This is a genomic window from Halomonas sp. E19, assembly GCF_052439355.1.
Classification (GTDB): Bacteria; Pseudomonadota; Gammaproteobacteria; order Pseudomonadales; family Halomonadaceae; genus Halomonas.
Map to the genome: position 1 here is coordinate 2,282,930 of NZ_JBNFWU010000001.1, position 16,588 is coordinate 2,299,517.

13 protein-coding genes, 1 tRNA gene and 4 pseudogenes are annotated in these 16,588 nt (G+C 65.4%); 13 read left to right on the forward strand and 5 right to left on the reverse strand.

All coding sequences use genetic code 11. The features are described 5' to 3' along the window. Positions 1-65: 65 nt before the first annotated feature. The 4 genes and pseudogenes from ACUDAL_RS11985 (at position 66) to ACUDAL_RS12000 (ending at position 5,100) form a co-directional block, all read left to right on the forward strand. The gene (locus tag ACUDAL_RS11985) at positions 66-1,346 is read left to right on the forward strand and encodes an ExeM/NucH family extracellular endonuclease (protein WP_444678290.1); all 1,281 of its coding nucleotides are present in this window, start codon (positions 66-68) and stop codon (positions 1,344-1,346) included. Next, on the forward strand, positions 1,298-1,711 hold the full coding sequence (locus ACUDAL_RS11990; protein WP_444679370.1) for an endonuclease/exonuclease/phosphatase family protein: 414 nt from the start codon (positions 1,298-1,300) through the stop codon (positions 1,709-1,711). Before ACUDAL_RS11985 ends, ACUDAL_RS11990 begins: the two co-directional genes overlap by 49 nt. A 298-nt stretch (positions 1,712-2,009) precedes the next feature. After that, positions 2,010-3,442 (forward strand): annotated as a pseudogene (locus tag ACUDAL_RS11995) (uracil-xanthine permease family protein). Then, the gene (locus ACUDAL_RS12000) at positions 3,439-5,100 is read left to right on the forward strand and encodes a methyl-accepting chemotaxis protein (RefSeq protein ID WP_444678291.1); all 1,662 of its coding nucleotides are present in this window, start codon (positions 3,439-3,441) and stop codon (positions 5,098-5,100) included. Before ACUDAL_RS11995 ends, ACUDAL_RS12000 begins: the two are co-directional and overlap by 4 nt. Positions 5,101-5,201: 101 nt before the next feature. Here ACUDAL_RS12000 and ACUDAL_RS12005 read toward each other — a convergent pair. Next, a pseudogene (locus ACUDAL_RS12005) lies at positions 5,202-6,041 on the reverse strand (helix-turn-helix domain-containing protein); the annotation flags it as partial. Between the two features lie 5 nt (positions 6,042-6,046). Here ACUDAL_RS12005 and ACUDAL_RS12010 point away from each other — a divergent pair. Continuing rightward, positions 6,047-7,095, forward strand: a pseudogene (locus ACUDAL_RS12010) (bile acid:sodium symporter family protein). Positions 7,096-7,282: 187 nt separating this feature from the next. Here the strand turns inward: ACUDAL_RS12010 and ACUDAL_RS12015 are convergent. After that, a tRNA-Ile gene (locus ACUDAL_RS12015) sits at positions 7,283-7,359 on the reverse strand. Between the two features lie 145 nt (positions 7,360-7,504). Here ACUDAL_RS12015 and ACUDAL_RS12020 point away from each other — a divergent pair. Then, complete coding sequence (locus ACUDAL_RS12020; RefSeq protein WP_444678292.1) at positions 7,505-8,101, forward strand: YceI family protein; 597 nt, start codon at positions 7,505-7,507, stop codon at positions 8,099-8,101. Positions 8,102-8,265: 164 nt separating this feature from the next. Here ACUDAL_RS12020 and ACUDAL_RS12025 read toward each other — a convergent pair whose 3' ends face one another. The 3 genes from ACUDAL_RS12025 to ACUDAL_RS12035 all read right to left on the reverse strand — a co-directional run bounded on the left by ACUDAL_RS12025 (position 8,266) and on the right by ACUDAL_RS12035 (position 11,192). Next, on the reverse strand, positions 8,266-10,086 hold the full coding sequence (locus ACUDAL_RS12025) for an ABC transporter ATP-binding protein (RefSeq protein ID WP_444678293.1): 1,821 nt from the start codon (positions 10,084-10,086) through the stop codon (positions 8,266-8,268). A gap of 61 nt (positions 10,087-10,147) precedes the next feature. Next, positions 10,148-10,306 carry a hypothetical protein gene (locus ACUDAL_RS12030; RefSeq protein ID WP_444678294.1) on the reverse strand — a complete coding sequence of 53 codons (159 nt, stop codon included), beginning with the start codon at positions 10,304-10,306 and terminating at the stop codon, positions 10,148-10,150. Positions 10,307-10,358: 52 nt separating this feature from the next. Then, positions 10,359-11,192 (reverse strand): extracellular solute-binding protein, encoded by an 834-nt coding sequence (locus ACUDAL_RS12035; RefSeq protein WP_444678295.1) that lies wholly within the window; start codon positions 11,190-11,192, stop codon positions 10,359-10,361. A gap of 243 nt (positions 11,193-11,435) precedes the next feature. Between ACUDAL_RS12035 and ACUDAL_RS12040 the strand changes: the two genes are divergently transcribed. From ACUDAL_RS12040 to ACUDAL_RS12070, 7 genes and pseudogenes are all read left to right on the forward strand, one after another. Beyond that, positions 11,436-12,311 carry an AEC family transporter gene (locus ACUDAL_RS12040; RefSeq protein ID WP_444678296.1) on the forward strand — a complete coding sequence of 292 codons (876 nt, stop codon included), beginning with the start codon at positions 11,436-11,438 and terminating at the stop codon, positions 12,309-12,311. A 107-nt stretch (positions 12,312-12,418) separates the two neighbouring features. Further along, positions 12,419-12,658, forward strand: a complete 240-nt coding sequence (locus ACUDAL_RS12045; RefSeq protein ID WP_444678297.1) for a hypothetical protein — start codon at positions 12,419-12,421, stop codon at positions 12,656-12,658. Further along, a complete protein-coding gene (locus ACUDAL_RS12050) occupies positions 12,595-13,425 on the forward strand; it encodes a PQQ-dependent sugar dehydrogenase (protein ID WP_444678298.1) in 831 nt (276 codons plus the stop codon). Before ACUDAL_RS12045 ends, ACUDAL_RS12050 begins: the two co-directional genes overlap by 64 nt. After that, entirely contained in the window at positions 13,352-13,666 is a 315-nt protein-coding gene (locus ACUDAL_RS12055) for a hypothetical protein (RefSeq protein WP_444679371.1), read from the forward strand. Before ACUDAL_RS12050 ends, ACUDAL_RS12055 begins: the two co-directional genes overlap by 74 nt. After that, positions 13,606-15,063, forward strand: a complete 1,458-nt coding sequence (locus ACUDAL_RS12060) for an ATP-binding protein (RefSeq protein ID WP_444678299.1) — start codon at positions 13,606-13,608, stop codon at positions 15,061-15,063. The genes ACUDAL_RS12055 and ACUDAL_RS12060 overlap by 61 nt, the downstream gene beginning before the upstream one ends. After that, a pseudogene (locus ACUDAL_RS12065) lies at positions 15,060-16,192 on the forward strand (sigma-54-dependent transcriptional regulator); the annotation flags it as partial. The gene ACUDAL_RS12060 and the pseudogene ACUDAL_RS12065, both read left to right, overlap by 4 nt. Continuing rightward, the gene (locus ACUDAL_RS12070) at positions 16,169-16,450 is read left to right on the forward strand and encodes a helix-turn-helix domain-containing protein (RefSeq protein ID WP_444679372.1); all 282 of its coding nucleotides are present in this window, start codon (positions 16,169-16,171) and stop codon (positions 16,448-16,450) included. The pseudogene ACUDAL_RS12065 and the gene ACUDAL_RS12070, both read left to right, overlap by 24 nt. The last annotated feature ends 138 nt before the right edge of the window (positions 16,451-16,588 follow it).

Below are 16,588 nucleotides of genomic sequence, written 5' to 3' on the forward strand. Positions count from 1 at the left end.
ATAGTTCCCAGCCCCGCCCATGCGGCAAGGGGCGGCACCTTCCCCTGGCCGCCCTGGCGTGGCTGATGTCCCTGCTGCTGACAAGCGCACCGGCGTCGGCCAGCTGCCCCGTCCCGTCCAGCGCCGACCTGGCCGTCGTCAAAGGTATCGACAAGCGCCCGGCCCTGCCCTCCGGCCAGGAAGTGATCGTCGACGGAGTGGTGACCGGCGAGTTTCTCGGCCGCGAACGGCTCAATGGCTTCTACCTGCAGCAGGAGACCGAGCATGGCCCCGTCGGCCTGTTCGTCTACCTGCCGCAGCCTTCGTCGAACCAGGCCGGGCTCATCGTCCCCGGTGCTCACCTGCAGCTGCATGCCCGCACCGGCGAGTACCGCGGCCAGACCCAGTTGCAGCGGGTCGAGCGGATCGAGACCTGCGTCGGCGACCGGCTGCCTGAACCGCTGCCGGTAGCATGGCCGCTCAGCAACGCGCAGCTGTCACGCAAGGAAGGGCTGCTGCTCACGTTTCCTCAGCCGCTGACCGTGACCGGCAACTACGAGCTTGGCCGCTACGGCACCCTGAGACTGGCCGCCAACCGCCTGTTCCGCCCCACGAATACGCCCGACGAGCCCCAGCCGCGGGACATTCTCGAGCTCGACGACGGCAGCTACCGCGCCTCTCCGAGCCCCATCCCCTACGTGGACGAGAACGGCAGCCGACGCGTCGGCAGCACCGTACAGGGCCTGACAGGGATACTAACCCACGCCTTCGACGCCTACCGTCTGCACCCGACCCTCGAGCCACGCTTCGTGGCCGCCAACCCGCGCCCGGCGCCCTTGCCCGAACCGGGTGACCACCTGCGCGTGGCAACGTTCAACGTCGAGAACTATTTCGTCACCCTGGGCCAGCGCGGCGCCGAGAGTGCCGCCGCGCTGGAGCGCCAGCGGGCCAAGCTCGCCGCGGCGGTAGCGGGCCTGCAGGCCGACATCCTCGCGCTGGTGGAAGTAGAGAACGACCCGCGCGCACTCGCCGACCTGGTCGAGCAGCTCAGCGAGCGCACCGGGGTCCGCTATCGTGCGGTCGGCGGCAGTGTCGACCGCGGCAGCGATGCCATCAAGCTTGCCCTGCTCTACCGGCCCGACCGGGTCGAGGCCGTGAGCGAGCTCCACGCCGACCCCCATCCAGCCCACCACCGCCCGCCGCTGGCGGCCTTCTTCCGCAGGGCGGAAGGTGGTTCGACGTTCGGGGTTGTCACCGCGCACTTCAAGTCGAAGACCGGCTGCCCGCCCCGGGGCGATATCGACCGCGGCCAGGGCTGCTGGAACCAGCGTCGGGTGGAACAGGCCCAGGCCTTGAACGCTTTTTAGGCCGCCTGGCTGCGGCCGAAGGGCAATCGTCCCTGCTGCTGCTGGGTGATCTCAACGCCTACGGTGCCGAGGACCCGATTCGAACCCTGACCGGCACGGGCATGGTCGACCTGATGGCCGCAAGGCTGCCGCCGGAACAACGCTATACCTATGTGTTCCGCGGTGAGTCGGGCTATCTGGATCATGCCATGGCCAGCCCCGGGCTGGCCGCGGCGGTGGCAGCGGTGCAGCCGTGGCCGATCAACGCCGACGAGCCCCCGTTCCTCGGCTACGCCGCACCGGGCAATGCGGCAGCCTACTTCCGTCCCGACCCCTTCCGCTCCTCCGACCACGACCCGATCGCGGTGGACCTGCGCTGGCCCTGAGTGCCGTCGACCTGCTTGTGCCACGTACGCAACGGCCGCTCCCCATAGGGCGGCCGTTGCGCTTGTGAGCGCGCTGCAGGCGACAGAGGTGCCTGCCAGGCTGCACAGGATACGAAAAAAGGATTTTAGTATACAATTTTATAGGCTACGGTAGTCATTAGCAGCTCACTAAGTAATACAATTCCAAGAACAGATCGGAAATCCTATGCCCAAGCAAGTCAACGCCTCCATCTTTGACTTTCACGGCAGGCCGTCCCTAGGCAAGGCCCTGCCCCTCTCGCTGCAGCATGTACTGGCGATGATCGCCGGGGTCATCACGCCGCCCATCATCGTGGCAGGCGTGATAGGCGCCAGCGTGGAGGAGCGACTCCTATTGATTCAGGTCGCCGTCCTGGCGTCAGGCTTCAGTACGCTGTTTCAGCTCTATGGCTTCTGGAAATTCGGCGCCCGCCTGCCGGCCATCTTCGGCGTGGGCTTCGCCTATGTGCCAACGCTGATCGCCGTGGGCAGTCAGTTCGGCATTGCCGGCATCCTCGGCGCCCAGCTCATCGGCGGCATCAGCATGCTCGTGGTGGGCTACTTCATTCAGTACATCCGCCACCTGTTTCCACCGGTGGTCGCCGGCACTGTGGTACTGGTAATCGGGCTGTCGCTCTACGACATCGCGATTCGCTACATGGCGGGAAGCGGCAACGTACAAGCGCCTGGCTTCGGCGAGCCGATCAACTGGTTCGTGGCCCTGGTCACCCTGACCACGGTGCTGATCGCCTCGCAGTTCGGCAAGGGCGTGGTGAAGCTCTCGGCCATCATCGTCGGCATCGTGGTGGGCTACCTGCTGTCGCTGCTGCTCGGCATGGTCAGCTTCGAGTCGGTGGCCGAAGCCGGCTGGGTGGCAGTACCGCAGTTCATGCCCTTCGAGCTGGAGTTTCATACCTCGGCAATCATCGCCATGGTGATTATCTGCGTGATCAACTCGGTGCAGACCATCGGCGATCTTTCCGCCACCACCGTGGGCGGCATGAACCGCGAGCTGAAGACGCGTGAACTCACCGGCGGCCTGCTGGGCAACGGCTTGACCACCGCGCTGAGCGCCTTCTTCGGCGCCCTGCCCACCGCCACCTTCAGCCAGAATGTCGGCATCGTGGCAATGACCCGCGTGATCAGCCGCTTCGTGCTGGCGCTCGCCGGTGGCTTCATGCTGCTGGCCGGGTTCAGCCCCAAGTTCAGCGCCCTGGTAACGACCATCCCCTATCCGTGCTCGGCGGTGCCACGGTCATCGTCTTCGGCATGATCACCATGACCGGCATCAAGCTGCTGATCAAGGATGAGCTTTCGGCTCGCAACATGACCATCGTCGGCCTGTCGCTGGCGCTGAGCCTCGGCATTGCCCAGGTGCCCGAAGCGATAGCGCAGCTCCCCACCTGGATACAAAGCGTGATCGGCGGCTCACCCATCGTAGTGGCGGCCATTACCGCGTTCAGCCTCAATCTGCTGCTGCCCAGGGTCACCCTGGCCGACGAGGAGCGCGAGCGCGAGCTCATGGCCCGCACCGATGACAGCGCCGACTGCAGCCCCTTCAAGCCCGCGAGTCCTCACTTCGCTCCCATCGGCAGGAAGGCTCGGCTGGTAACGCCAGCAGCAGCTGAGACCGGCTCGGCCCCCGGGGCCGAGCCTTCGTTTCCACGCGATGCATCTTGCGCCCCGTCCAGGGCCACCAGGAGTAAGAAGTGAAAAGCCTGAACCACCTTTCCGTCAGAATGAGCTGGACGCTGGTCCTGCTCACCTTTCTTTGCCTGTTGATCGCCCTGAGTGCCATGGGGCTCTATGCCGTTCAGCATAGCCAGCGCAACTTCGATACCTTCAGCGCGGTGAACGTCACCCAACAGGCCGCACTCAACCGGGCCAACTCGGTGCTGCTGAGCACCCGCATCGACATGGCCGACGTTTATGAAGCGCTGCTCGAACGCTCCCGTGAGGTCAGTGGCACCGGCAACGCCGCTATCCAGGCCGACGCCCAGCGGCTCAGCGCGCAGCTCGATGAAGTGGCCAGCATCTTCAGCCTCTTTCTCGAGCTGCCCGTTCGCTCCGAGCATGCGCAGCTGATGGGCCCCATTGAAGCCAGTTTCCATGCCCTACTGGAGAACAGCTTGCGGCCACAGGCCGAAGCGCTGGCCAGCGGCGATCTTGCCGGCTACCGGGCACTGCGTGAGCGGGCCGCCACGCAGAACGCCAGTTTCTATCAGGCTGCCGTGGGTTTCTTTCACCAGGTGGAGGCCGAAGGGGCTGCACGAGCGGAGAGCTTCGGCTCGGTGGTCACGACCGCACAGCGGGTGATCGTCTTCGTCTTCCTCATTGCCCTGGCGGTGATCGGCGTCGTCTACCGAGGCATGAGCGCCAACTTGATTCGTCCCCTGGAGCGCATTGTGCAGCACTTCCAGCGCATGGCCGCCGGCGACCTCTCTGCGACCATCGAGACCCACGGCAGAAATGAGATCGGCAAACTTTACGCGGCCCTTGCCGCGATGCAGCAGGGCCTGGCCTCCACCGTGGTCACGGTGCGCGACAGCAGCGCGGAGATCCTTGCCCACTCACGCGAAATCGCCAGCGGCAACCGCGACCTCGCGGCGCGTACCGAGCGCCAGTCCGCCTCCTTGTCAGAAACGGCGTCGAGCATGGAAGAAATGGCGTCCACGATGGAGCGCAACAGCGAGAATGCCTCGCTGGCTAGCGCCATGGCCCGGGAGGCGGCCGAGCGGGCCCATGAAGGGGGCGACGTCGTGGCTCACGTGGTGCTCGGGATGCAGGAGATCCGCGAAAGCTCGCAGCAGGTCACGGAGATCATCGGATTGATCGACTCCATCACCTTTCAAACCAACATTCTGGCCTTGAATGCCTCGGTGGAAGCGGCTCGTGCCGGTGAACACGGTCGAGGCTTTGCGGTGGTGGCCAACGAAGTCCGCAACCTCGCCACGCGCAGCGCCGACGCCGCCACGGAGATTCGCCAGCTGATCGAGACTGCCGTGCGTCAGGTAGAGGCCGGCACCCAGCAGGCCGACAGCGCCAGCAGCACCATGGCCTCGATCATGACCTCGGTACAGCGGGTAAACGCCTTGGTGGATGAGATCGCCATGGCTTCCAACGAGCAGCGTGCCGGCATTGGCGAGGTCAACACCGCGGTAGGCGACATGGATCACACCACCCAGCAGAACGCCACCCTGGTCGAGCAGGCCAGCCTGGCCGCCAGCCAGCTCCAGGCCGAAGCGCAGCGCCTGGATGAAGCCGTTGCCAGGTTCAAGCTGACAGAGGCCCAGGCACCCGTCCCTGCGGTTACCCTCACCCTGGGCACTGCGCCCAACGCAGCGAAAAAGGCGGGCCTGGTAGCCGCCTGAGCCCACCCTGACCGCACCACCAGGCGCCACCTTGCGGCGGCGCCTGGCTTGTAAGAGCGGGCGTCGCTGTCACCCACCCGCGCCCCCTCCTGCTGGAAGGCGCCGGGCGGAACCCCAAGCTGTTCATGAAAGGCGGCAATAAAAGCGGACAAGCTGTCGTAGCCGCACGCCAGCGCGGCATCCGTAACGCGCTCCCCTCGTTCCAGCAGCGGCAAGGCGGCAATCACGCGACAGCGCTTGCGCCATTGCCGAAAGTTCAGCCCGGTCTGGGCGAGAAACCAGCGACTAAGCGTGCGCCCTGATACCCCGAAGCGTTCAGCATGCTCCTCCAGTCCGGCGCGGTCGTCGGGGCGCGCCTGAAGATGGCGGCAAAGTGCCTGCAGGCGAGGATCTTCCGGCCAGGGCAGCCTGATACCGGCCTCTTCGGCCACTGCCAGCCGGTCGATCAGGACCGCGGCCAACCGGCCATCCGCCCCGCTCTCGTCATACGCTTCCGGTAGTTGGCTGAAGGCCTGGATCAGCTCTCGCAGCAGCGCATCGATACGCAGCACGCGGCAGCGTTGGCTCAAGGAGGGAACGGCATCAGCCGCGACGTAGAGGCTACGGATGACGGTACCCGGTGAACAGCGCACCGCATGACGCATGCCCGCCGGCACCCAGGCCGCCTGGCCTGGAGGAGCCAGGAAATGCCCGCGCTCGGTCTCCACACGCAGGGTGCCGCGCAGGGCATGGGAGAGCTGTGCCCAGGGATGGCGGTGGGGATGGCCGATCGCCTGGTTGGGAAGCGAGTGCTCACTGCCATAGAGCGGCCTTGGCAGCCGTGACAAGGCAGCAAGGGCGGCCAGCATGTCCGTTTCTCGACGAATCACTTCCGATATCCGCAAAAGCTCCTGACGACACGAGGATATGATCTTGTGGAAAAGCTTTCCACCTAGGAGCATCGATCATGTTGAAAACCCTCAAGGCGAATCTCGATGCCTTCACCCTGATCCTGATCGCGGTCGTGCTCATCGCCAGCCTGCTGCCGGCGCGAGGAGCGGCGGCCAGCGGCTTCGAACTGCTGACCCAGGCGGCCATCGCCCTGCTCTTCTTTCTGCATGGCGCCAAGCTGTCACGCCAGGCGATCATTGCCGGTGCGACCCATTGGCGCCTGCATCTCGTCATCTTCGTGTTTACCTTCGGTGCCTTTCCGCTGATCGGCCTGCTGCTGCACCCCTGCTGAGCCCACTGCTGGGCGAGCAGCTGGCCCTGGGGGTGCTCTACCTGTGCGTGCTGCCGGGTACCGTCCAATCGGCCATCGCCTTCACATCCCTGGCACGTGGCAACGTGCCTGCGGCGATCTGCAGCGCCTCCTCCTCCAGCCTCATCGGCATTCTGCTCACCCCGCTGCTGCTGCTGTGGCTATTGGATGCTCAGGACGCCGGCAGCAGCATTGCCCTCGTCGATTCCGTCGGCAAGATCAGTCTTCAGCTACTGCTCCCGTTTGTCGCGGGCCATCTCGCCCGGCCGGTGATTGGCGTCTGGGTAGAGCGCAACCGACACTGGCTCACCGGGGTGGACCAAGGCTCGATCCTGCTGGTGGTCTATACCGCCTTCAGCGCTTCGGTCGTCTCCGGGCTGTGGCACAGCGTATCCCCGACCGCACTGCTCAGCCTGACCCTGGTCTGCTGCGTGCTGCTCGCCCTGGTCCTGTGGCTGACGACTCGACTGGCCCAGTGGCTGCGTTTCAGCCGCGACGATGAAGTGACCATCGTGTTCTGCGCTTCCAAGAAAAGCATGGCCACGGGCGTGCCCATGGCCCAGGTTCTGTTCCCCGGCGCCGCGCTGGGCCCGATGCTGTTACCGCTATTGATCTTTCACCAGATCCAGCTGATGGCGTGTGCCGTGCTCGCCCGACGCTATCTTGCGGGCGTCGTCGAAAAGCCGCCCTCTTTTGGAACGGGTGACACGCTGATGGAAGCAAGCGGCGCAAGCCCGAGGAAGGAAGCGCGATGATGATGCAGTGATGGGTGACGAAATCGTCCCTTAGCTCCCGGCGGCCTATGGAGTGGCGATGGAGCTGTTCGGGAGCTTTGTAACCCGCCATTGAATGCTAAAAACCAGCGAAGCCACATTGCGCATGGTAACTGGGCAAGAGCCATAAACTTGCCGAATAGCAGTAGATCGAGAAGGTAACAGAGGATGGTGGGCCCAGCTGGACTCGAACCAGCGACCAAGGGATTATGAGTCCCCTGCTCTAACCAACTGAGCTATAGGCCCTGCATTGCGCCGCCGTATGATAGCGAAAGCTGGTGGGTGTGGCCAGAGCCTGGGCGGCGGCAAATTCGCGCCGCTGTGCCGGGCACTTCCCGGCGTTTGGCGTGTCTTTGGGGTGAGCCTTTTCGCTCCAGGAGATACGCCGTCCATGAAACGCTTATTGTCCTCTTTTTCCATGCTGGCCTTGGGTGCTTCCACCCTGCTGCTTGCCCTGCCGCTGGCGGCCTGGGAGCTGGCTCCCGAGCACTCACGCGTATCTGCCACCGTCATGCAGATCACACCCGATGGCCCGGTACCACGCCAGCACGAGGTGCGTCGACTCTCCGGCAGCGCGGATGCCAGCGGCACCCTACAGCTGCCGCTGCGGCTCAATCAGAGCGACGTGGTGGAGCGGCTGGGGCCGCTGCCGCCCTGGCTCTCCGGCCTAACCGAGCGGCCCATGGCCACTCTGACCACCCAGTTCCCGCCGGAGCGGCTGGAGCGGCTGACGGTGGGCGATTCGTTGGTGGAAACCCTGACGATGCGGGTCCAGTCGGGCAATGTTGTGCGCGAGGAGTCGCTGCCGGTGCGCTTCACCAAAACCGGCAGCGGGCAGGTTCAGGTCACCAACGCCGAGCGGGTCTCGCTCGACGGCCAGGCCCTGATGGCTGACGCCTCCCTGCGCACGGTGATGCTGCTGCTTGGCTATGAGCAGATCGGCGATGACGTGCCGGTCAGCCTGGATGCCGTATTGATCAAGCGCTGAGAAACGCAATACCGCCAAGGGCTCGGCCCGGCATGAGCCGGCCAAGCCCTTGTTGTAGTAATGAAGACTGCATGCTTCGCGCAGCGCCCGGCTCGACGTGCCAACGCCACGTACCGCCAACCCAAGCCCGGCCTTGCGCGATCACCCCGGCCAGCGCGGGCAAATCATGCATCGCTGATCTCTCCTTCGCGGAAACTGGCCGTCAGCGCGCCGGTCTGCACCCGCCACTGCGCGGCGTAGCGGCCACCGCGCTCGAGCAGCTCGGCATGGCTGCCCTGCTCCACCACCCGCCCGCCGTCGACGACCAAGATCTCGTCGGCGTGAACGATGGTGGAGAGCCGGTGAGCGATCATGATCACGGTGCGGCCGTGGCCGATCTTGGCCAGCGAGCGTTGGATGGCCGCCTCGGTCTCGTTGTCCACCGCGCTGGTGGCCTCGTCGAGCACCAGGATCGGTGGGTTCTTGAGCAGCGCCCGGGCCAGGGAAAGCCGCTGACGCTGGCCTCCGGAGAGGCGCACGCCGCGCTCGCCCACGGGGGTATCGAGCCCCTGCGGCAGCGCCTGGATGAACTCCCACGCTTCGGCGGTGCGCGCCGCCTCGATCACCGCCTCCTCAGAGGCGTCGGGCCTGCCATAGGCGATGTTGTCGCGGATCGAACCCTCGAACAGATAGACATCCTGACTCACCAGACCGATGGCACGGCGCAGCGATTCGAGACTGACCTCGGCGATCGGTTGGCCATCGATGCGCACCTCGCCGGCCGAGGGGTCGTAGAAGCGCAGCAGCAGCTTCATCAGGGTCGACTTGCCGGAGCCGGTGGCCCCCACTAGCGCCAGGGTGTTGCCGGCGGGCACGTGCAGGCTGATGCCATCGACGCCGACGCCGCTGGCCGCATAGCGGAAGCTGATATCACTGAAGCTCACCTCGCCGCGCACCGGCTCGGCCAGCGGCTGGCCTTCGTTGTCCTTCACCGTGATCGGTACCGCCAGCAGGTCGAGGATGCGCCGCGTGCTGGCCATGGCGCGTTCAAACAGGTCGATCACCTCGGCGAGGCCGGTGAGCGGCCACAACAGGCGCTGGGTGAGGAACACCAGCACGCCGTAGGCGCCCACGTTGAGGTCGCCGCGCAGCGCCAGCATGCCGCCCACGGTGAAGGTGGCCAGAAAGCCGGCCAAAATCGCCATGCGGATCACCGGGATGAAGGCGGAGCTGACCCGGATGGCGCGACGGTTGGCTTCTACGTAGGCCTCACTGACCGTGCGCAGCCGCTCGGCCTCGCGCGCCTCGCTGGTGAAGCTCTTGATGGTGGCGATGCCGGCCAGGTTGTTGGAGAGCCGGCTGGCGAGATCGCCCACCTTCTCGCGCACGTCGGCGTAGAGCGGGCCAGCCTTGCGCTGGAAGAAGAAGGCGCCCCAGATGATCAATGGGATCGGCGTGAAGGCGAGCAGTGCGATCAGCGGCGAGATGACGAAGAACACCGCACCCACTGCCACCACGGTGACGCCGACCTGGATCAGCGAGTTGGCGCCGCCGTCCAGAAAGCGTTCGAGCTGGTTGACGTCGTCGTTCATGGTCGCCACCAGCTGGCCCGAACTCTTCGACTCGAAGTAGGCCATGTCGAGACGCTGAGCGTGCTCGTAGGTGTCCAGGCGCATGTCGGCCTGCAGCCGCTGGGCCAGGTTGCGCCACAGGATCTTGTAGAGATATTCGAAGATGGACTCGCCGGCCCAGATGAAGAAGGTAAGCACGGCGAGCACCAGGATCTGCTCCTGGGGCGTGGTGAAGCCGAGCCGGGCGACGAAGCTGCGCTCCTGGTTGACCACCACGTCGATGGCCACGCCGATGAGGATCTCCGGTGCGATGTCGAAGATCTTGTTGATCACCGAGCAGGTGGTGGCGGCAACGATGCGGCGTCGGTAGCCGCGCGCATAGCGCAGCAGGCGCACCAGCGCGTGGAAGCTGTTGGGAGAGGCGGAAGTCGTCATTCGCGTGTCCTTGTCGTTAGCCAGCGAAGCTTACCCGAGAGCCGCCTCCCCCACCATGGCGTTACTGCCAGCCGAGCCGTTCCAGCAACGCAACAGCCGCCGGGTAGTGGCGGCCCAGCTCGGGCATCGCGATGGCATCCATGCGCGCTTCCCCGAGCTGGCGCTCGGCCTCGACGTCGCTCACGCCCTCGACGACCGGGTAGAAGATCCCATCGGCCACGTCACGCTGCACCTCGTCCCCGGCGGTATGCTCGAGGAAGCGCAGCGCCGCCTCAGCATGGGGGTGCCACGCACCATGGCAAATCCAGCCACGTTGCGGTAGGCGCCACGCCCTCAAGCCCTTCGCCCTGCTGGTTGGGCCAGATCAACTCGAGTTGCTCGGCCAAGGCCCGTTCCTCGGCGTCGTCCGAGGCCAGCATGCGCAGGTAATAGTAGTGGTTGGCCAGGGTCACGGCGCACTCACCGGGTTCAGCCACGGCGCGCAGCAGCTCGCCGTCACGGCCGCCGGTCGGCTGGGCCAGGTTCGCCATCAGCGCCTCGCCCCAAACCTCGGCGCCGGCCTCGCCGTGATGCGCTAGCATCGAGCTTACCAGCGACGCGTTATAGGGCGAACGGCCATTGCCGAGGCACAGCCGGCCGGCCAGGCGCTTGTCGGCCAGCGCTTCGTAGCTCTGCGGAACCCACGCCAGCTTGTCGGGGTTGACGTAGATCACCCGCGCGCGGGTCGCATAGCCGCTCCACCCCGCCGCGAGATCGCGCAGCCCTTCAGGCACGCGCTCAGCCAGCCGCGTGGACTCAACCGGCTGGAACCAGCCTTCCGCCACCTGGCCTTGGATGGTGCCGCTGTCGACGACCATCAGCACATCGACGGGAGGCTCCACCCCGTGCTGCGCGCTCTCGGCCAGTGCCGCCGAGAGCTCGTCCATGGGCAGGGTCACCAGCGCCACGGCAATGCCGGTGGCCTCGGTGAAGGAGGTGAAGATCGGTGCCTGGGGATCATCCAGGCGTGGGCCGGCCACCCGCAGCGGCTCCATGGCCTGTGCAACGGGAGCCGCCAGGGAGCCGGACAGCAAGAGCAGCCATAGCGTACGAGAGATCGATGACATGGGGTTTCCTAGAGAGAGTTGGCAGGCAACGAATGTTAATCAATCTCACCCTCAAAAACGTCGAGCCAACGCCGAACGACATGTTCGCCTGTGCGCAACCGCAAGCGGCACAGCTCGGCAGGCCCCGGAGCGGCTCACGCCAAGCCCGGCTTGCAGGACAAAATGCCCGCCGCGGAGTGAGCGCTTGCATCGGCCGGGCATGATTCACGACAATGTTTCGCCTGCTTATCTTTCGAGGATGCCATGCTCGCCAACCTCTTCGCCGTGATGGCGCCCGTTCTTGCAGGCGCCGGGCTCGGCTATACCTGGATTCGCCTGGGGCATCCTTATCCCGTCGAGTTCGTCACCCGGCTGGTGTTCAACATCGGCACCCCGGCGCTGGTGCTGGCCTCTCTCGCCGGGGCCGAGATCGACGCCGGCAGCTTCGGCCGCACCATGCTCGCCACTGCCCTGGTGATGATTACCTTGGGAGGCGCCACCTTCATCGTAGCCAGGCTGCTGCAGCGCGATTGGCGCGTGCTGCTGGCACCGATGATGTATCCCAACACGGGCAACATGGGCCTGCCGGTGGTGCTGTATGCCTTCGGCAGCGCTGGGTTCGCCTTCGGCATTACTGTGATGGTGACGGTATCGCTGTTCCAGTTCACCCTGGGCGCGGTGCTGTCGAGCCAGGGCAGCCCGTTGAAGACCCTCGCCCGCACGCCCACCGTCTATGCCATCCTGCTCGCCTTGACGCTGCTATTGACCGATACCACGCTGCCGCGCTGGCTCTACAACAGCGTGGAGCTGATCTCGGGTTTCACCGTGCCGCTGATGCTGATCACGCTGGGTGTCTCACTGGCCAGCATCCAGGTGAAGAGCCTGTCGTCCGGCGTGGGCTTCAGCCTGCTGCGCCTGCCGCTGGCCGCGTTGCTGGCCTGGGGCATCGGCAGCCTGCTGCAGCCGCCGCCGCTGGCACTGAGCATCCTGGTGCTGCAGATGAGTATGCCGGTGGCGGTATTCAACTACCTGTTCGCGCAGCGTGCCGGTCGCGAGCCGGAGTATGTCGCCAGCCTGGTGTTCTGCTCCACGCTGCTCTCGCTGCTCTATCTGCCGATATTGCTGGCGCTGTTGCTGTAGCATGCGGGCAGGCTGCGTCACGAGCCAACGCTGGGTGATCGGAACACCCACGCTGCCGGGGAGTCACTATCCTGATAGCGGAACATCAACAAAGGGAGAACGACGGGATGCATGCGTCATGCAAATGGCTACTGGCCCCGCTGATGGCAGGAGCCGCCACCGCTCAGGCCGCCGAACTCATCGAAGCGCCTATCTCCACCGAACACCATGACCTGCGCCTGGAGCGACTCGCCAGCGGATTCGAGAACCCTGGGCGCTGGCCTTCCTGCCGGATGGGCGCTACTTGGTCAGCGAGCGTGCCGGACGACTGGCACTGGTCGAACCCGGCGGCGAAATCACCCACCTAGGTGGAGTCCCCGAGGTGCACGCCCATGGCCAGGGCGGGCTGCTCGATCTCGCCCTGCATCCCGACTATGGCGATGGCGAAAACGACTGGATCTACTTCACCTGGAGCAAGCCCGACAGCGGCCGCACTGCCACCGCGCTGAGCCGCGCTCGGCTCGCCGAAACGAGCCTGACTGACGTCGAGACCCTGTTCGAACAGTCACGCTACTCCAGCCCCGGCCGCCACTATGGTTCCCGCCTTGCCTGGCGGCCCGACGGCACCCTGCTGATGAGCATCGGTGACCGTGGCCAGTCGCCGGAGCGCGCCCAGGCAAGCGACGATCATGCCGGCAGCGTGCTGCGCCTGACGGCCACCGGGCAGGCTCCCACCGACAACCCCTTCATCGACGACAACGCCCTCGATGAGCTCTTCACGCTCGGCAACCGCAACATCCAGGGCCTGATCGTCGACGCCCAGGGCGAGGCCTGGGCCACCGAGCACGGCCCGCTGGGCGGCGACGAACTCAACTACCTGATGGCCGGCGAGAACTACGGCTGGCCCGAGGTGAGCCAGGAGCGGACTACGCCACGCGTGCCCCCATCGGCGAGCGCTCGCTGCCCGGCATGCGCGAGCCCGTGCACGTCTTCGAGGGCGCTTCGCGCCATCCGGCCTGACCCAGGTCAGCGGGGACACCTTCCCCGCCTGGGAGCACCATCTGCTGGCCGGCGGCCTGCGCAGCGAACAACTGCAGCGTCTGGTGATCGAGAACGGACAGGTCACCGCCAGTGAGATCGTGCTTGATGGCCAGATCGGGCGCATCCGCGACGTTCGACAGGGCCGGACGGGGCCATCTATCTGCTCGACGACGCCGCACAGGGCAGCCTGTACCGACTGGTACCAACCGAATGACCGCCACGGCACCGCCCCTTTCGGCGGCGCCGACTTCTCCCGACCAGCCGGCGAGCCCACATGCGCCTACGCAATCTCATCATTCTCACGGTCATTGCACCGCTGTTCCTGGTGCTGTTGATCTTTAGCCTGGTGGCCATCAAGTCGCTCGAGGACAACGTGCGTTCGCGCCTGGAGCGCGAAGTGCAGGTCATCACCAACGTGATCGGCACCACCCTCAGCCACTCCCTGAGCCGTGACGCCGCCGAACCGCTGGAGGAGTCGCTCTATTCGGCGTTCTCCTTCCACCGTATCTATGGCGCCTATGTATTCGACCCCAACGGCCAGGAGATCTATGGGCTGGGGCTGGGGCAGGCCCTGTTCAGCCCCCAGGTCATCCGCGATGTCGCCGAGCACCGCGAAATGCGCGCGGCCTACCGCGAGCACGAAGGCTGGCACTACTACTCGGTGCTGAAGCCGCTCACCTCACCCACCGGCGAGGTGCATGGCGTGCTGCAGGTCAATCGCCTCAATACCGGGATCGAAAATTACACCGGGGTGCTCAGCCAGCTTGCCCTGCTGGCCTTCATCATCGGCGCCAGCGGCATCGTGTTCGGCATCTGGTGGGGCTTTCGTCGCCACATCGAACGGCCGCTCGAGCGGCTGCTGGCGGTCATGCAGCGCGTCGAAGAGGGCGACCGCCGCCAGCGCGCCGTGGTCGAAGGCCCGCAGGAGTACAAGCGGCTGGCCACGGCGCTCAACGGCATGCTGGACGCCATGGTCGAGAAGGATGCCGATATCGAGGCCCGCCGCCGCAAGGAGATCGAACTGGAGAAGCGCCTGCGCAAGTCGAAGAAGCTGGCCGAGCTCGGCGTGCTGGCCGCAGGGGTGGCGCACGAGATCGGCGCTCCGCTTACCGTGATCAATGGCCAGGCCCAGCGCCTCTCGCGCCGTGAGCGCATCGGCGACGACGAGCGCGCCCGGCTCGGCCGGATTCGCGGCGAGGTGGAGCGCATCGTCGAGATCGTGCGCCAGCTTATGGAACTGGGCCGCCGCCACAACGTCGAGAAGGCGCCGCTGTCGCTAAGCGAGCTGGTCAACACCAGCTGCAGCCTGGTTGAGGAGGACCTTGAGCAGAATGCCATTGATCTGGAGCTGGACCTGACCTCGCCTACCCCGGAACTGCTGGCCAACGGCCAGCAGCTGGTGCAAGTGCTCACCAACCTGCTGCGCAACGCGGCCCAGGCCAAGGGCGTCAGCCGCGTAAGGATCACGTGCCGGCATGACGATAGCTGGCTGACCCTGTGGGTCGAGGATGACGGGCCAGGCATTGCGGCGGAAAACCAGTCCCGGGTGTTCGACCCTTTCTTCACCACCAAGCCCGTCGGCCAGGGAAGCGGCCTCGGGCTCTCCATGGTGCATCGCATCATCAATGATCACGGCGGTACGGTTGGCGTCTTCGACAGCGAACTGGGCGGCGCAGGCTTTGAAGTCGGGCTGCCGCTGAACGATACCGCCTTAGGAGGAGTCGCCAAGTGAACGGAAACCACAACCCACCTGAACTGCCGATTCTCATCGTCGAGGACGACGCGGCCATTCTCGAGCTGCTCGAGGAAGAGCTGCAGGAAGCCGGCTATCAGACCCTGGGCACCAGCAGCGCAGAGGAAGCCTTGGCCACCCTGAGCCACAGTCGCGTGGCGCTGGTCATTAGCGACGTTCGCCTGCCCGGCATGAGCGGCATGCAGCTGCTTGAACAGCTGCGCAGCGAAGGCAGCCGACTGGGCTTCATCGTGATCACTGCCTTCGGCACCATCGACCAGGCCGTTGAGGCGCTGAAGATCGGCGCTGACGACTTCCTGACCAAGCCGCTGGATCTGGAGAGCGTCGGCGAGGCCGTCTATCGCGTGCTGGAGAATCACCGCCTGGCCGAACGCTTTCACCAGGACCGCCCGCCCGGCCATTTCCACGGCATCGTCGGCGAGAGCGAGCCGATGCAGACCCTGTTCCACGATGCCGCCCGGCTGGCCAAGAGCGACGCCCCCATTCTGATTCTCGGCGAGAGCGGCACGGGCAAGGAGCTGCTGGCCCGCGCCATTCATGCCGAAAGCGAGCGCAACACGGGACCGTTCGTGGCCATCAACTGCGCCAGCATTCCTCGGAGCTGATGGAGAGCGAATTCTTTGGTCACGTGAAGGGGGCCTTTACCGGCGCCAGCGATGCCCGCCAGGGCCTGTTTCAAGCTGCCAACGGCGGCAGCCTGTTTCTCGACGAGATCGGGGAGATGTCGCCAGGCCTGCAGGCCAAACTACTGCGAGCGCTGCAGGAAAAGACCATCAAGGCCGTGGGCTCGGAGAAGGAAGAGTCGGTGGACGTGCGCATCATTGCCGCCACCCACCGCGACCTGGAACGAGAAATCGAGGATGGCAATTTTCGCAGCGACCTCTTCTATCGCCTGGAAACCTTCTCGCTGCGTATACCGCCCCTGCGCGAGCGCAACGGCGACATCGAGCGCCTGATCTCGGCGCTGATCGAAAAGCACGCTGCCAGCCAGGGCAAGGGCATCGAGCAAGTCGAGCCGGAGGCGCTGCATGCCCTGCTGGAATACCCCTACCCCGGCAACGTGCGCGAACTCGAGAACGCCATCATGCGGGCCGTGACCCTGGCCGAAGAAGGGGTGCTGAGCCACGCCGACCTGCCCGAGCGCATCCGCCAGTATGAACAGGAACATCGCCGGGTCATACCCCAGGTCGAACCCCAGGGCGGCGCGCTGGTGGCCCTACCCCAGCAGCGCTGGCCAAGCCTGGAGGAGGTCGAAAAACGCTATATCCAGAAAGTGCTGGAAGCCACCGGAGGCAACAAGCGCAGAACTGCGGACATCCTCGGCATCGCCAGGCGCACCCTCTATCGCCGATTAGAAGATGAGTAGCGGGAAAAAGTCAGCATGATGGCTTGAAAGAGAACACAAGCAAGACGACGAGCAAGAGCAAGAGCAAGAAAGGGCGACATAAAAAAGCCCCCGTGGGAGTTCGGGGGCGAAGTGCGCCATGCAATCCTGCCGACGGCT